Annotated in this window: 14 protein-coding genes; 7 read left to right on the top strand and 7 right to left on the bottom strand. The window is 61.1% G+C overall.

What is annotated here, in order from left to right:
• The first annotated feature begins 87 nt into the window (after positions 1-87).
• Entirely contained in the window at positions 88-540 is a 453-nt protein-coding gene (locus AC2A6O_RS05190) for an NUDIX domain-containing protein (RefSeq protein ID WP_498926024.1), read from the top strand.
• 76 nt (positions 541-616) lie between these two features.
• Here AC2A6O_RS05190 and AC2A6O_RS05185 read toward each other — a convergent pair whose 3' ends face one another.
• Positions 617-1,591, bottom strand: coding sequence for a glutathione S-transferase family protein (locus tag AC2A6O_RS05185; RefSeq protein ID WP_148585759.1), 975 nt, complete (start codon positions 1,589-1,591; stop codon positions 617-619).
• A gap of 377 nt (positions 1,592-1,968) precedes the next feature.
• On the opposite strand from AC2A6O_RS05185, the gene AC2A6O_RS05180 reads away from it, so the two are divergent.
• A complete protein-coding gene (locus AC2A6O_RS05180; protein WP_148585760.1) occupies positions 1,969-2,481 on the top strand; it encodes a GNAT family N-acetyltransferase in 513 nt (170 codons plus the stop codon).
• Between the two features lie 273 nt (positions 2,482-2,754).
• On the opposite strand, the gene AC2A6O_RS05175 is transcribed toward AC2A6O_RS05180, so the two are convergent.
• From AC2A6O_RS05175 to AC2A6O_RS05160, 4 genes are read right to left on the bottom strand one after another with little or no spacing between them, the layout of a single operon-like run.
• Entirely contained in the window at positions 2,755-4,830 is a 2,076-nt protein-coding gene (locus tag AC2A6O_RS05175; RefSeq protein ID WP_148585761.1) for a hypothetical protein, read from the bottom strand.
• 8 nt (positions 4,831-4,838) lie between these two features.
• Positions 4,839-7,664 (bottom strand): DUF4159 domain-containing protein, encoded by a 2,826-nt coding sequence (locus tag AC2A6O_RS05170; protein ID WP_498926023.1) that lies wholly within the window; start codon positions 7,662-7,664, stop codon positions 4,839-4,841.
• A gap of 3 nt (positions 7,665-7,667) precedes the next feature.
• Positions 7,668-8,603 carry a DUF58 domain-containing protein gene (locus AC2A6O_RS05165; protein ID WP_148585763.1) on the bottom strand — a complete coding sequence of 312 codons (936 nt, stop codon included), beginning with the start codon at positions 8,601-8,603 and terminating at the stop codon, positions 7,668-7,670.
• 34 nt (positions 8,604-8,637) lie between these two features.
• Complete coding sequence (locus AC2A6O_RS05160) at positions 8,638-9,657, bottom strand: AAA family ATPase (RefSeq protein WP_148585764.1); 1,020 nt, start codon at positions 9,655-9,657, stop codon at positions 8,638-8,640.
• Positions 9,658-9,938: 281 nt separating this feature from the next.
• Here AC2A6O_RS05160 and AC2A6O_RS05155 point away from each other — a divergent pair, with 281 nt between their 5' ends.
• From AC2A6O_RS05155 to AC2A6O_RS05135, 5 genes are all read left to right on the top strand, one after another.
• The gene (locus tag AC2A6O_RS05155; RefSeq protein WP_498926022.1) at positions 9,939-10,547 is read left to right on the top strand and encodes a DUF1285 domain-containing protein; all 609 of its coding nucleotides are present in this window, start codon (positions 9,939-9,941) and stop codon (positions 10,545-10,547) included.
• 39 nt (positions 10,548-10,586) lie between these two features.
• Positions 10,587-11,237: a CoA pyrophosphatase gene (locus AC2A6O_RS05150; protein WP_498926020.1), complete on the top strand. Its 651-nt coding sequence runs from the start codon at positions 10,587-10,589 to the stop codon at positions 11,235-11,237.
• The gene (locus tag AC2A6O_RS05145; RefSeq protein WP_498926019.1) at positions 11,237-11,497 is read left to right on the top strand and encodes a DUF6111 family protein; all 261 of its coding nucleotides are present in this window, start codon (positions 11,237-11,239) and stop codon (positions 11,495-11,497) included. Before AC2A6O_RS05150 ends, AC2A6O_RS05145 begins: the two co-directional genes overlap by 1 nt.
• A 4-nt stretch (positions 11,498-11,501) precedes the next feature.
• A complete protein-coding gene (locus tag AC2A6O_RS05140; RefSeq protein ID WP_498926017.1) occupies positions 11,502-12,746 on the top strand; it encodes a CCA tRNA nucleotidyltransferase in 1,245 nt (414 codons plus the stop codon).
• A 109-nt stretch (positions 12,747-12,855) separates the two neighbouring features.
• Positions 12,856-13,968, top strand: a complete 1,113-nt coding sequence (locus tag AC2A6O_RS05135) for an HD-GYP domain-containing protein (RefSeq protein WP_498926016.1) — start codon at positions 12,856-12,858, stop codon at positions 13,966-13,968.
• Between the two features lie 35 nt (positions 13,969-14,003).
• Here AC2A6O_RS05135 and hemF read toward each other — a convergent pair whose 3' ends face one another.
• Together hemF and AC2A6O_RS05125 are read right to left on the bottom strand one after the other, a co-directional pair.
• A complete protein-coding gene (gene hemF / locus AC2A6O_RS05130; RefSeq protein WP_498926015.1) occupies positions 14,004-14,930 on the bottom strand; it encodes an oxygen-dependent coproporphyrinogen oxidase in 927 nt (308 codons plus the stop codon).
• A gap of 57 nt (positions 14,931-14,987) precedes the next feature.
• Complete coding sequence (locus AC2A6O_RS05125; RefSeq protein WP_498926014.1) at positions 14,988-15,455, bottom strand: tRNA (cytidine(34)-2'-O)-methyltransferase; 468 nt, start codon at positions 15,453-15,455, stop codon at positions 14,988-14,990.
• Positions 15,456-15,594: the final 139 nt, after the last annotated feature.

The raw sequence follows: 15,594 nt of genomic DNA, 5'->3' as shown, positions 1-15,594 counted from the left end.
TTGCATGGGTTAAAAAAGTTTTACTTCGCCTTTGGATCAGGTAAGGTATTGAAAATGTTAAGGATATTGTCAATTCTGCCGAGGTCGGTGACGACCCGTCTGATCCAGGGAATTGGACTGGTTCGGAATCCGTTCACGCTTGGCGTCCGGGTAATCGTCGAAGACGCAGGTAATCGGGTCCTGCTTGTGCGGCACAGTTATGTCGCCGGATGGTACTTGCCTGGCGGCGGAGTGGACAAGGGCGAGACCATGGAGGAGGCCGCCTGCAGGGAGGTTCTGGAGGAGGCGGGCGTCGTCTCTGCCACCCGGCCAAGGCTTCTCAACATATTCCTGAACGAAGAGGCGACGGGCCGGGATCATGTCGGCCTTTATCACATGTCCGAATGGCGAGAGGCCGACAGTTTTCTTCAGCCCAATGCGGAGATCGAGGAAGCGGCCTTTTTTACCATGGAGGCGTTGCCGGAGGGCCTGACCCGGTCGACCGCCCGCAGGCTCGATGAGTTTCGCTCCGGGCGGCCTCTTGAAGGCGGCAGGTGGTGAAGCCCGGCTCTGTTTGTTCCGGCAGGACCCCTCCGAGGTGGGGCGGGTTCTGCCGAAACTGATTTTCCCAAAATAGTCAGGCGGCTGCCTTGAACCGTTCGCGGTCGTGAGGACGTGTGAAGTCCAGCTCAGGCCCGACCGGAACGATCCGGGTGGGGTTCACGGTCTCATGAGACCCGTAATAATGCTTCTTGATGGTCTCCATATCGACCGTATCGGACACCTCGGGCACCTGGTACAGCTCGCGCAGGTAATTCGACAGGTTCGGATAATCTTCAATCCGGCGGATGTTGCATTTGAAATGCCCGAAATAAACGGCATCGAACCGCAGAAGCGTTGTAAACAGCCGCCAGTCGGCTTCCGTCATGCGGTCACCCACCAGATAGCGCTGCCGGGACAGGCGGTCTTCCACTTCGTCGAGTGCCGTGAACAGTTCCGTCACGGCCTCTTCATAGGCTTCCTGCGTGGTCGCGAAACCGGATTTGTAAACGCCATTGTTGATGGCGTCATAGACGCGCTCGTTGATGCTGTCGATCTCGCCACGCAGGGCCGACGGATAAAAGTCCAGTTGTGAGCCTGTCAGGTCGTTGAAGGCCGAATTGAACATCCGGATGATCTCGGACGACTCGTTGCTGACGATCGTGTTCTGCTTCTTGTCCCAGAGGATAGGCACGGTCGCACGGCCGCTGTAGCCAGGGTCAGCCTTGGTATAAACGTGCCAGGCGTATTTGGCGCCGGTCAGCGGTTCGATTTCCGGAAATTCCCAACCGTTTTCCAACATCAAGGCTTGCACGGCGGTTACGGGAATCAGGTCTTCCAGCTTCTTGAGCTTGCGGAACACGAGGGTGCGATGCGCCCAGGGGCAGGCGTAGGAAACGAACAGATGATAGCGGTCGGCTTCCGCCTTGAAACCGCTGTCTCCGGTCGGGCCTGCTGATCCATCCGCAGTGATCCAGTTCCGAAAGGAGGATTCCTTGCGAACGAACTTGCCGCCTGTGGATTTCGTGTCATACCATTTGTCTTTCCAGACGCCGTCGACCAGCAGTCCCATATTGTGCTCCTTCGCTTCAATTCTCCTCGATACGTTGTGCACACGAGCGAAAAATCAATCAATTGAATGCTCTGTTCCTTCCTGGTGAACAATCTCGCGCTTTGTCAGAAACAGGCAAAAAATGCTGGACCAAGGCAGCTGTTGCGTGTTAACCGCTTCTCCTCTTTCAGGAAATACAGGCTCACGAGCGGGTCTGTGACGCAACGAGACTGGGATAGATGACCGCAGGTCTTACGCTTCGACGACGAACCAGCCGACGAGATAGCTCTCGTCCGCACCGTCGCGGCTGACCTGATCCTGGATTTCCCTTACGTTTCATCCAGGCCCTGGCAGGCGCGCTTTTCTCCAAAGATTGCCTGCTTGCTGGAACCAGCCAAATGAAACAGACCACATGGGTCATCCGGCCCGAAGACGCGACCGACACCTCCGCAATTGATGAACTGCAGGCCGAAGCTTTCGGGCCCGGCCGGTTTGCGCGAACTGCTTTCCGCATCCGTGAAGGTGTGCCGCATCGTCCGGATGTATCTTTCGTCGGCCTTGCGGGTGACCAGGTCGCGGGATCCATCAGACTGACCCCGATCAGCATCGGCGAGAGCGACGCCCTGTTGCTCGGGCCGCTGACCGTCTCACCCGATTTCAAGAACCGGGGTCTCGGCAAGGCGTTGATGCGCACGGCGATGGAAGCTGCTGCTGCGGCTGGAGACAAGGTTGTGCTGCTTGTCGGCGATGCGCCGTATTACGGTCCCTTCGGATTTCAGCAGGTGCCGCTCGGGCGTATCACTTTGCCCGGGCCTGTCGATCCCGCACGGCTGCTCGTCGCGCTCTTGAACGACGGCGACATTCCGAGCGGGATGGTGCACGGCGCGACCTCTGTCGCGGAAGCTTCCTGAGAGTGCCGTTCTCGAAAGGCCCGATGTTCTTCACCAATGCGGACTGGTTTGCCTCGGTCTGAAGCGGGGCAAATCGACGGAGCAAGTGACCCATCCTTCGAGACAGGCCTTCGGCCTTCCTCAGGATGAGGTTGAAGGGTGGCTAACGTCCTATCCACATGCTCATCCTCATCCTGAGGAGGCCGTCAGGCCGTCTCGAAGGATGGGCCGCAAACACCAGTGTAGGCGCCTCAATCACCGTGCCGACCGCCGCTAGGGCGGCCGGTGCTTCAATTACCGCCCTTCGCGATACCAGGTCAGGGACAGTGCACCGAGCAGGAGTGCGAGGCCGAGCAGCCCGATCATCAGGGGATAGCGGTCAATGCCGTTGAGGACGCTTGCCTCGGTGGCCTTCAGACCCAGCCAGCCGTTGCCGGCGTAGCTCGCCGAAGGCCGCATGGAGACGATGCGCGGGACTGTCAGATCGCCGCCCACATCCCGCAAGCGCTCGGACACGCCGCCCGTAGCTTCGCTGAGCGGTGCCAGCGGTTCGGTAGTGGACAGGACGTCGGTGTATTCCCGCGGGTTCTGGGGGCCAACGTGAATGAGCGCGCTCATGTCGCCTTCGGTCACGGTGAAGAGGCCGGTTTCGCCAGCGGGCATTCCGCCCCGCCACAGACCCGGCTCCTGTTCGGTCAGGACAACCTGCGTGCGGTCGCCCGTCGGTGTCTCGACGGTAACTTCGCCGATGGTCTCGCCCAGGGTCTGGCGTTCGATGACCAGTTCCGGTCCGCGCAGGGAGACATTCAGCGCTTCTTCTTCCAGATCCGGTTCCTTCATCAGCCAGTGGGCGAGGCGGCGCAACAGCTGCACATGCGGGCCACCGCCTTCATATCCACGAGCCCAGAGCCAGACGTGATCGGACAGCAGCATGGCCACACGGCCTTCGCCCTCGCGGTTGAGAACCAGAAGCGGCGTGTCGCTGGGGCCGGACATCAGCGCCTGACCGGCGTCGAGTTCGGTGTCGACCGCCCGGAACCAGCGGCTCCAGGCCGGCGGGTCCTGCTCGGACCCGGGAAGCCCCCTGGTGACCGGATGGCGCTTGCCGATATCGGCGAGGGTGGCGTGGTAGGGCTGTTCGAGAATGGTGCCGGTCGGACGGGCCGGAAGGATCGGCGCCAGCGGTGTGCGGTAGAGGCTGCCGTTTTCGGCATAATCAGGACCGCCGGCCAGCAGCATCGCGCCGCCGTCGCGCACATAACGGGCGATGTTGTCGAAATAGAGCATCGGCAACACACCGCGGCGAACGTAGCGGTCGAAGATGATCAGATCGAACTCGTCGATCTTCACCGAGAACAGTTCCCGCGTCGGAAAGGCGATCAGCGACAGCTGGTTGATCGGCGTGCCGTCCTGCTTTTCCGGCGGGCGCAAGATGGTGAAGTGAACCAGATCGACCGAGGCATCGGATTTCAGAAGATTGCGCCAGGTCCGCTCACCGGCGTGCGGCGAGCCCGAGACAAGCAGAACACGCAGGTTTTCGCGGATACCGTCGATGGTTACGACGGCCCTGTTGTTGATCGTCGTGAGTTCATCCGACAGCGGTTCGGCGTCGAATTCGAAGATATTGTTGCCGCCGTGGGCGATCTCGACCGGAATGTCGATCTTTTCGCCTGTCCGCGCTGTCCTTTCGGTGATGACATCGCCGTCGCGTTTCACGGTCAGGCGTACCTGATCGCCCGGTCCGGTGCCTCGGCCCTGATCGACGACGGTCATTGAGACGATCTGTTCGGAATCGACAAGGCCAAACCGGGGGGCCTTGTCGAGCACGATACGCCGGTCGCGTTCGTCCACCGTGCCTGTGATCAGGCCATGAACCGGAGCGTCAAACCCCAGCGCACCGGCATTGGCCGGAATATCGTGGATCTGTCCGTCGGTGACGATGATTGCCCCGCCCACCCGATCGGGCGGCACGTCCGCAAGGCCGTTGGCAAGCGTCCGGAAGGCTTCCGTTCCATCGCCCGAGCCAGAGTTCCGCGCTTCCAGAACGCGCAGGTCGAACCCGTTCAGCGTGCCAATGCGGCGCTTGAGCTCCTCAACGGCTTCGTCGGTTGTCGACTGGCGGTCGGAGAGGCGTTGGCTCTGGCTTTTATCGACGACGAGGGCGACGACGCTTGAAAGCGGTTGCCTGTCTTCCCGTTCCACCGCGGGATTGGCGAGCGCCAGCAGCAGCAAAGCCATCGTCAGGGTCCGCAGCACCCAGCCACGCAGGTTGAGGAACCCGGAAAAGGCCGTGAGGAACAAAACAATGACGCCGCCTGCCACAAGGGTCCAGAGCGGAACGAGGGGATCGAAGGCGAGTGACCAGACCATCTAGTCTCCTATTGTCCCAAACGCTCAAGAAGAGCGGGAATGTGTACCTGGTCGGCCTTGTAGTTGCCTGTCAGGCTGTACATGACGATGTTGACCCCGGAGCGGAACGCGTAGTCGCGCTGCATGGGGCTGTTGGGCACCGTCGGATACATGAACTCGCCTGCTTCCGTGATTGCCCAGGCAGCGGCAAAATCGTTGCCGGTGATCAGGATCGGCGAGACACCGTCACCCGCGCGCACCGGACGATCGCCACGCGCTGCGACTTCTTCCAGACTTTCCACCCACAGCGGGCTGGTCGCGTAACGACCGGGGAAGGAATCCAGAAGGTAGAAGGATTTCGTCAGGACGTGATCCGGCGGTACCGGTTCAAGCGGCGGTACGTCTAGATCTTCCAGGATTTCCCGCAGCTTCAGTGTTGCCGGTGTGGAAGAAAAGCCGTTGGCCGATGCATTGATGTGGTCACGGGTATCGAACAGGATCGTGCCGCCATTGCGCATGAAGGTGTCTATGCGGGCAATGGTCTTATCGTTCGGCTTGTCCGCCGCCGGATCGATCGGCCAGTAGAGCAGGGAGTAGAACGCCAGTTCGTCACGCTCGATATCGATGGCAATCGGTGCTCCGGGTTCCAGGGCGGTTCGCTCTGACAGGAATTGGGTCAGGCCCGACAGACCGGCAGCACTGGCGTCGTCAATTTCCGGATTGCCCGTCAGCACATAGGCCAGACGGGTTTGCAGGGTCGACTCCAGCGCCAGAAGATCGTCGGAGGCCGTTTGTGCCTGCGCCTGATTGATGCCGATGCCGGCAGGCGCGAGCAGGCCGGCGCCCAGGGCGAACGCCAGCGCCGTGGCGGCGGTCCGGCTGCGCAGGCCGAGACGGCCCAGCCCGCCGGCCAGCAAGAAGACAGCAATCGTGTCGAGGATCATCAGCAAGAAGGCCAGCGTGAAGAACAGGGCTCTCAGATCGAATGGATCGGAGGTCGGATAGGCGGTTCGCGCCACCCGGTCGCCCAGCGCCGACAGGTCAAGCGGCAGAAGTTCGTCGTCCTTGCGCATGAGATTGAGCGCACGGAAGCCGTCCTCGGTGCCGTAAAGACCGGGGGGCGTTCTGCGGCTGGCTTCCGCGTCCCGGAAAAGAGATGCGCTCACGGGCGTAACTTCGACCGGCGGCGGGCCGAAATGACCGTAGCCATCAAGCAGGCGCAAGGGGGGGAGCACGCTCTTGGCCGGTGTGCCGTCTTCCGCGGTTTCCGAGGCAGCGGCCACATTGGAGACCGACAGGATCCGGCGCAGCATGTTCAGGAAGACGCCGGACAGCGGCAGATTGGACCAGGACGAGTCCGCCGTGACGTGGAACAGCACCATCGACCCGGCGCCGAGAGGAGCCGCGGTTACCAGCGGTGTGCCGTCTTCAAGCATGGCCCAGGTCCGTTCCGGCAGGTCCGAGGTCGGTTCGGCCAAGACCTGACGCGTCACGGTGACTTCCTCAGGCACCCTGAGCCCGGAGAAGGGCGAGCCTTCCGGGAAATCCGCAAGATGCTGCGGCTGTTTCCAGCTGAGAGATCCGCCGAGGGAGCGGTCACCGGCGCGCAGACGCACGGGAATGAGATCGTCGCTGCCGCCTGCCGTGCGCGGACCGGCAAACCGCACCAGCGTGCCACCGCTCTCGATCCAGTCGCGTAGTGTCGCGGTGGTCGTTTCCGGCAGCCGGCCGACATCGGCCAGAACCAAAACGGAAATGCCCTGTTCGATCAAGGATGGCACTGCTTCGGCGATATCGGCATCGCGCGGGCGGCGAATGTCGGAGAAGGGCGCAAGCGCACGTTCAAGATAATAAAGTGGCGAAAGCAGCGGTTGATCCAGATCACCTGACTGGCCGGAGATCAGGCCGACCGTGCGCCGGCGCCAGCTGTCATCCACCAGTTGCACCGCACCTGCCGCAGCCTCGCCGGCAATTTCCACCCGGGCAATGTCGTTGCGCAGTTCGCTCGGCAGTTCGAAACGCGCTTCGGTTTCGGTCTCGCCAGCGTCGAAATTCGCCTGAACTTCACCCAGAACAAGGCCTTTCAGGTCCAGCGCCTGAAGGGTTGTCGTGGTCTGTTGCTGGTCCGGATGCCGAACAACGGTCAAAGACAGCGCATCGGTATCGTTGTTCAGGTTTTTCAATCCCATGGGCGTGTCCAGCCCGGTCAACACCGTTATGGGGGCGTTGCCGGAGATCTGGGCGAGGTCAGTCAGAAACGGCCCCTTGGTACTGGTGTTGTCCGACAGCCAGATCACGGCGCCGGGCGGGTTGGCCTGTGCGGCCTTGCGCAGACCTATGCTGAGTTCGGAGCGCTCCGGTGGATAGGGGCGCGGCTCGAGAGCACGAAGTTTCTCAAGGGCGGTGGTTGCGGCCTCGGGCGTAAAACTCTGACCGGGACCTTCCGCTGTGGCGGCAAACAGGATCGGCTGACCGCTCTGTTCGGCTTCAGTCAGGATCTGCTCGGCGGTGTTGACCTGCGCAGCCCACCCTTTGGCGGATGTCCAGCCGTTGTCGACCAGAACCCAGAGAACGCCTTCACCTGTATCGAGCGGTTCGCTGGATCGCCAGATTGGCCCGGCCAGGGCGATAATCAGGATCGCCGCCATCAGCAAACGGAGCAGCGTCAGCCACCACGGGCTGCGCTGTGGGGTTTCCTCATGCTGGTCGATGCCGATCAGAAGCCGGGTTGGCGGAAACCGGATCTCGCGCGGGCGCGGCGGTGTCAGCCGCAACAGCCACCAGATGACCGGAAGCAGCGCGAGCGCGGTCAGGATCCAGGGAACGGTAAATGTCAGAGGCAATCCTGCGAACACGGGTCAGATGCCTCCTTTGGGTAACAGGTCCAGCGCGCCGGACAGGGCGCTGTGAAGCACGAGCAAGGGTTCGGACGCCGGACGATCCGTGTGGTGCAGGACGTAGGTCCAGCCGGCCCGTCTGGCGATGTCGCGAATTTCCGCCCTGTGGGCTTCCAGGCGGTTACGGTAGTCTTCGCGCCATTTTTCCGCGCGCCCGGCCGTCAGCCGGACACCCTGTTCCGGATCCGTGAACTCCACCCTGCCGTCAAACGGGAAAGTTTCTTCGATGGGATCGAGCACCTGCACCAGATGGCCCCGCGCGCCTGTGCCGGCAACACGGGCAACCCATGTCGCAATTTCCTCAATCGGGTCGAGGAAGTCGGAGACCAGCACAACATCGGCAAAACGCTGCACGGCGATTGTGTCCGGATAGGCGATGGGTTTGGAAAGATGGGTGAGTGCATCCGCCAGGCGCTCAGCGGCACGGCGGTCGGAAAAGGGCCTTGTCAGACCGGGCAATCCGATACGCTCGCCGGTTTCGGCCAGCATGTCGGCAAGGGCCAGCATCAGAACAATGGACCGGTCGCGTTTGGAAACGTCTGCCAGGCGAGAGCGGAACACCATGGACGGCGACAGATCAGCCCAAAGCCAGACCGTGTGCGCGGCCTCCCATTCGCGTTCGCGGACGTAGAGATGGTCATCGCGCGCAGACCGTCGCCAGTCGATGCGCTTTGCCGGTTCGCCCATGTTGAACGGGCGGAACTGCCAGAAACTTTCACCCGGGCCTGCGCGGCGTCTGCCATGCCAGCCGGCGATAATGGAGCTGGCGACATGGCTCGCCTCGACCAGCAGGTCCGGCAGCGCATTCGCGACCGATCTGGCCTCGCCGATGACATTCGGCCAGTTTTCAGCGTCGATGCCTGTCTGGTTGCTGCCCTGAGTGCTGCTCGAATCCATGCGGCCGGCTTTCTGGCTGGTTAAGGTAAGGGGGTCAGGCGATCTGGTCCTTGACCCGGCGGATGACGTCGCGAACGGTGTGCCCGTCAGCCCGTGCGGCAAACGTCAGCGCCATACGGTGCTGCAGGACCGGTTCGGCAAGAGCCAGCACGTCATCGACGGAAGGCGCAAGACGTCCGTCGACCAGCGCGCGGGCCCTGACAGTCAGCATGAGTGCCTGACTGGCGCGCGGCCCCGGTCCCCAGGCAATCAGGCTGGTCAGATCGGAAGGGGCCGAACTGTTGTCCGGACGGGCGGAGCGTACAAGCTTCAGGATGGCCTCCACCACGGATTCGCCAACGGGCATGCGCCGGACCAGTTGCTGATATTCCAAAAGTTCTTCGGCGCGCATGGCCACCTGGGCCGTGGCCTGATCGGCGCCTGTGGTCTCCAGCAGGATGCGGCGTTCGGCTTCAAGATCCGGATAGTGGACGTCGATCTGCATCAGGAACCGGTCGAGCTGAGCTTCCGGCAGCGGGTAGGTGCCTTCCTGTTCAAGCGGGTTCTGGGTGGCGAGCACGTGGAAGGGGCGCGGCAGATCGTGCGGGTGGCCGGCGACGGTCACATGATATTCCTGCATCGCTTGCAGCAGCGCCGACTGGGTGCGGGGGCTGGCCCGGTTGATTTCATCTGCCATCAGCAGCTGTGAGAAGACGGGACCCGGAATGAAGCGGAACGAGCGGCCGCCGTCGGCGCCTTGTTCCATCACTTCGGCGCCCAGAATGTCCGAGGGCATCAGATCCGGTGTGAACTGGATGCGGCGGGCGTCGAGGCCTAGAACGGTGCCGAGAGTTTCCACCAGCTTGGTTTTGGCAAGACCGGGCACGCCGACCAGAAGACCATGGCCGCCGGCCAGAATGGTGACCAGCGATTGCTCCACCACATTTTCCTGACCGAAGATGATCCGGGCGATATCAACCTTGGCATCGCTGATGCGGCTGACGGCGCGTTCGGCTTGCTCGGCGACGGCGGCGAGATCTTCTTCGCTTGGGGTGGAGGGAGAAATAACGCTCATGGTTCACCTTTCCCGCAATCTGCGTTGCGACTGCCTGCCCGGCTTTCGGGTAAACAATGCCGCTGACCTTTGTTGCTGCGACTCAAGCAGTCTGACACCATATAATTCAGTAGATAAGGCGCAATTGTGCGCCATACAGTGGAAAGGTCCAAGTTTCTTTCCAACCTTTGGGGAAAAGGCCGGGCCTGCAGGCACCTGTAGCCGAACGAGCGATATCGGTGGAGGGTCGGAATTGTCAAAAATTCCGGGGCCTTGATAAAGACAGCAAGGACGAAACATCCATGGCGGAGGAAACCGCAAAAACAGATGCTGCATTACCGGAAGGTCTGAAGGCCCTGATGAGCCGGGCGGACACAGGCGGCAAGGGACCGCCGCCGGTAGACAAGTGGAACCCGCCGTTTTGCGGGGATCTGGACATTCGCATCGCCCGCGACGGTACCTGGTATTACCTTGGGTCACCCATTGGCCGCATGCCGCTGGTGAAGCTGTTTGCCTCGGTGCTGCGCAAGGATGAAGATGGCAGGCACTATCTGGTCACGCCGGTGGAAAAGATCGGCATCACCGTCGAAGATGCACCGCTTCTGGCGGTCGAAATGGCCGTCGAGGGTGTGGCGCGGGAGCAGCGGCTCACAGTGCGGACAAATCTCGGTGATCTGGTTGCTGTTGGAGAGGACCATCTGCTGCGTTTTGAAAAAGAACCGGACAGCGGCGGCCTTAAACCCTATGTTCACGTCAGAGGGCGCCTGGAGGCCTTGTTTACCAGAGCGCTGATGTATCAACTGGCGGATCTTATGGAAGAACGGGAAACGGATGACGGCACCCGGATGGGGGTCTGGAGCGGTGGCCGGTTCTTTCCGGTCGATCCTGCTTTCCTGAACGCTCAGGACTGACCGAATGATCTGTTTCGCACGACCGGACACACCGATTGCATGACTGCCTTCCCGACGAAATCCCTTGCCGATCCCGCGGACTGGCCAACCCTGTTCAGGACGCGGCTGGACGATGCGGCGCTTCGAGGTTTCGAGCGCGAGACCGGCGATCACATTCTCAACCCCGATCTTGGCCCCTACGCGAAATGGGACGGTGCGCCAAGGGATGCCGCAGTGCTTATCGGTATCGTCGAGCGCGGTGATGGCCCCAATGTGGTGCTGACACAGCGCACGGGGCATCTGAAGTCCCACGCCGGACAGGTGGCTCTTCCCGGAGGCAAGATTGATCCGACCGACAGGGGGCCTGTCGAGGCGGCTCTGCGGGAGGCGGATGAAGAAATCGGCCTTGCACCGGAGCGTGTCGAGCCTATCGGCAATCTGGCACCCTATCTCACCGGTTCGGGATACCGGGTCGTGCCGGTGGTCGGCACCATTCGGGAGGGGGCGACCTTCCGTCCCAATCCCGGTGAGGTTGAAAGTGTTTTCGAAGTGCCTTTGGGATTCTTGATGGATCCCGCAAACCATCAGAAACTCAGCCGGGAATGGCAGGGAAAACGTCGTTACTTCTACGCAATGCCCTTTGGAGAACGTTATATCTGGGGCGTCACCGCGGGCATTATTCGCTCCTTATATGAAACGGTCTACCGCTAATGGTTCGTGTGTTCATACTTCATCTTTTTCTGTTTCTCCTGCCGTTCATCACCTACGGTTTCTGGCTGTGGCTGAGCAAACGTCACAATGATCCTGGCCGTTGGGCCGCAAAGCCGCTGGCATGGCTCACGCTGATCGGTCTGATTCTGGTGATTGCCGGACTGGTCGGCATGGCATCCTTCGGTCATGCCCCGGAGGGCGCCAATTGGCGACCGTCTGAAATGCGAGACGGCGTGTTTGTGCCCGGTCGATACGAATAACACCATGTGCGTGACTGCTGAACAGATCCTTCAACAGGCCGACTGGTTGAAAGCGCCGGGCATTCAGGCGGTGTTCGAGGCGATCGAGCAGGAAGGCGACGAAGCCCGGGTTGTCGGGGGAGCCGTGCGCAACACCTTGCTCGGTCATCCTGTTCCAGATGTCGATATCGCGACAACGGCATCGCCTGAAACGGTGATGGAGCGAACACGCGCGGCTGGCCTGAAACCGATCGGAACCGGTATCGACCACGGCACGATCACCGTTGTCAGCAGTGGCTATCCCTATGAAGTCACGACGCTTCGGGAGGACGTGGAAACCTTCGGGCGTCAGGCGCGAGTTGTCTTCGGTCGAAACTGGACGCGCGATGCCGAGCGCCGGGATTTCACGCTTAACGCGCTCTATGTCGATCGCCATGGCCGGCTGCACGATCCGCTTGGCGGATTGGACGACTGCCTCGACAGGCGCGTGCGTTTCATCGGCGACCCGGACAAGCGCATTCGCGAAGACTACCTGCGCATCCTGCGGTTCTTCCGGATTTACGCAGCCTATGGCGCTGGAGACATGGACGCAGACGGCCTTGGAGCGTGTCTGCGTCAGCGCGACGGACTGCGGCATCTGTCTGCCGAGCGGATCGGCCACGAGATGCGGCGGTTGTTACGCGCGCGTCTGGCCGCGCCGGCGCTGAAAATGATGAACGATTGCGGTCTTTGGGAAATCGCGACCGGCGGGCTGGCCCGTATTGAGGATTATCTGGCCTTGCGCAACCTCGACGTGGACGCGAGCAACGTGACCGATCCGGAGCTCGGACTGGTGGTGCTGACCGGTTTCGTGCGTGAGGACGTAGAGCGCGTTTGCGATCGGCTGCGGCTGTCGAATGCCGAACGCGAGAGAATGCGCACCGCCTGGGCGGCGATGAGATGCCTACGCCAGGCGGACAAGCTGCCGGAAGCTGCGCACCTGGTCTATCAGTTTGGGCGCCAGGGAGCGGTCGACGGCCTTTTGGGGCGCTGGGCCGGCCTGCGGGCGCAGGACAAGGATCCCGGCGATACGTTCACCGGTCTGCTGGAGCGGTTGAAAGACGTTCCGTTGCCGCAATTTCCCATCAAGGGGGCAGATCTGATTGCAGCCGGTCATGCCCCCGGTCGGGCACTCGGCGACCGCCTCAAAAGCCTGGAGGCGGATTGGCGAGACAGCGGTTTTTCCCTTTCCAGACAGGACTTGCTGGCGCGGGCAGGGGAGGTGACTTAAGGAAATTTTAGGTGACACTGCGTCACATCGCGATGCTGATTTCCTTTTGGAAAGGTTTTGTGGATATTCTGCCATGACGAAGCGTGTGCGGACGACTGTGAGGCGGTGAATGGAAATTGTTCTGATCTCAGACGGACCGCTTGCGCTTGATTCACCCGTCAGAAAACTTCCGTTTTTCTTTCCGGCCCGCCTGATCGACATGTCCAAGGTGTCCGAAAGCACAGTTGGTGACGGCCGTGCTGCCGTGGTGGAGCTGCTGGGCGCAACCGATGCCGGGTTGACGGCCCTGAAATCATCCTGGGCCAGTATTGCCGAGATCCCCGTGATCTGCCTGGTTTCCAAGAAGAACCGGCGGGAAGTCATTCAGGCATCCGCACTCGGCAAGACCGAAATCATGGAACGCGACACACCGCTTGCACTGCTTGTGCGCAAGCTCAAGCTGATCCTGCAAGATGATCCGCTTGCCCAGGTTCCAAACGGGCTGCCTGCCAAGACGCTGGAAGCCTACAAGAAAGGCAATGCCTTTCTGGAAAGTCTGGCTCTGTCTGCAGCGGAAGGCTCGAACATCCAGACCAGCCTGATGAACGAAGGCGCGGCAGAAATTCTGTCGGCTCTGTCACTGGACGGCTTGTCGCCCTGGCTGGATGCCGTGCAGTCACATCACAGTGGAACCTATTGTCATTCCCTGATGGTTGCCGGCATTGCCGGATCTTTCGCGCAGCATCTCGGCTGGAGTGAGAAGGACTGTCAGGAAGCGATTGCCGGCGGTTTGGTGCATGACATCGGCAAGATGCGTATTCCGCTGACGATCCTCGACAAAGCCGACAAGCTGACGGATGCCGAGCGCTCGATCATCGACAAACATCCCGTATTTGGCCGTGACATCCTGAAGCCGCGGCTTGAACTGTCCGTCGACATCAAGAAGATGGCCATCCAGCATCACGAGTTTCTGGATGGCTCAGGATATCCGGATGGACTGAAGGGAGAGAGGATCTCTCCCAAAGTCCGCCTGATGACCATTTGCGACATCTTCACCGCGCTCACCGAAAAACGGGCCTACAAGGATGGCATGCCGGTTCGTGTTGCCATTGGCGTGATGCAGGAGATGGGCCGGAAACTGGACCAGGCCATGTTGAAACAATTCGCGCACATGGTCCTGGACCGGGATATGGGCGAAGTCATTCGCCCGCCGCAGAAGGTGACCCGCACGCAGGCCGTTTGACCCGGCACCCACCCATCAGATGTCGGAACCAAAAATTACGGCCATTTCACCACGGGGGGCATCGACGAGAGGATCGAGGCGACGTTGCCGCCGGTCTTCAGGCCGAAAATCGTGCCGCGGTCATAAAGCAGATTGTATTCCACATAACGGCCACGGCGGATGAGCTGTTCTTCACGCTCTGCATCGCTCCAGGATTTCTGGAAGTTGCGCCGGACCAGCTCAGGATAAATGTCGAGGAATGCCAGACCGATGTCCCTGGTGAAGGCAAAATCCTCCTCCCAGGTTCCGCTGTGCAGATAATCGTAGAAAATGCCGCCGATGCCACGCGCTTCGTTGCGGTGTTTCAGGAAGAAATAGTCGTCACACCAGGCTTTGTAGGCGTCATAGTCGGCAACGGCATGTGCGTTGCAGGCGGACCGCATGGCCTCGTGAAAGGCAATGGTATCGGGGTCGTCCTGCGTCCGCCGGGCATCAAGCACAGGCGTCAGGTCCGCACCGCCGCCGAACCACTGGCGGGTGGTGACCACCATACGAGTGTTCATGTGAACGGCGGGAACATGCGGGTTCTGCGGATGAGCAATGAGACTGATACCCGACGCCCAGAAACGGGGATCTTCGCTGGCACCGGGAATCTGGCCGCGAAATTCGGGTGAGAATTCGCCATGAACGGTCGAGATATGCACGCCCACCTTTTCAAAGACACGGCCATGCATCATCGACATGACGCCGCCGCCCCCTTTTTCCCCCGTGCTGTCGGTGCGCTCCCAGGGTGTGCGCTCGAAGCGGCCGGCAGGCTGGTCCGACAGTGGGCCGGACAGATCGCCGATCTCGTCTTCAAGGTCTTCGAAAGCCTTGCAGATCCGGTCTCGCAGCTCCTTGAACCAGGCCGGGGCCGTTGCCTTCTTGTCCTCGATGCCGTCCGGGATGGGACCGCCGCGGTTTTCAGGGGTAGGTGCGTTCATGTGACTGCCTGGACTTGTTGCAACCTGCCGGACCGGCGGGCATGCGATTGATTGCTATCACCGGCTTTTAGGAAATGTGCCTGATTGCCGCAAGGCTTCACCCAGCACCATGCCCGTGGACACAGCAACGTTGAGCGAGCGCATGCCCTCTGCCATGGGGATCGTCAGCCGGGCATCAGCCAGCGCGTGTACGTCCTCCGGCGCGCCTGAGCTTTCCCGTCCCATCATCAGGATATCATCTGAGTGGAATGTAAAATCCGCATAGAGGACGTCTGATTTTGTCGTCATGAGGATCAACCGGCGCCGCTCGGACCGCCGCCACTCATCGAAGGCGGCAAACGATATATGACGAACCATCGCGGCCCGTTCCAGATAGTCCATGCCCGCCCGCTTCAGCGCAGCGTCGGAGATTGGAAACCCGGCCGGCTCAATCAGATGTACGGTCGCCCCCATGCAGGCGGCGAGGCGCAGGATCGTGCCGGTGTTTTGCGGAATGTCCGGTTGGTAAAGGGCGATGTCTGGCATGGGGATCCACGTTCGTTTCGAAGCTGCGGCTCAATAGCAGCAGGCACGGCTTTTGTCACAGAGCGGTGTGGTGGCTGCGCCCAGGCGGACCCTGCAACATACGGGAAGAAGGCGAACCGGCAGATATTTTCACTGGGCC

The sequence above is a fragment of the Labrenzia sp. ATLA3 genome (assembly GCF_057180185.1).
This window is presented reverse-complemented; position numbering and strand designations above follow the sequence as displayed.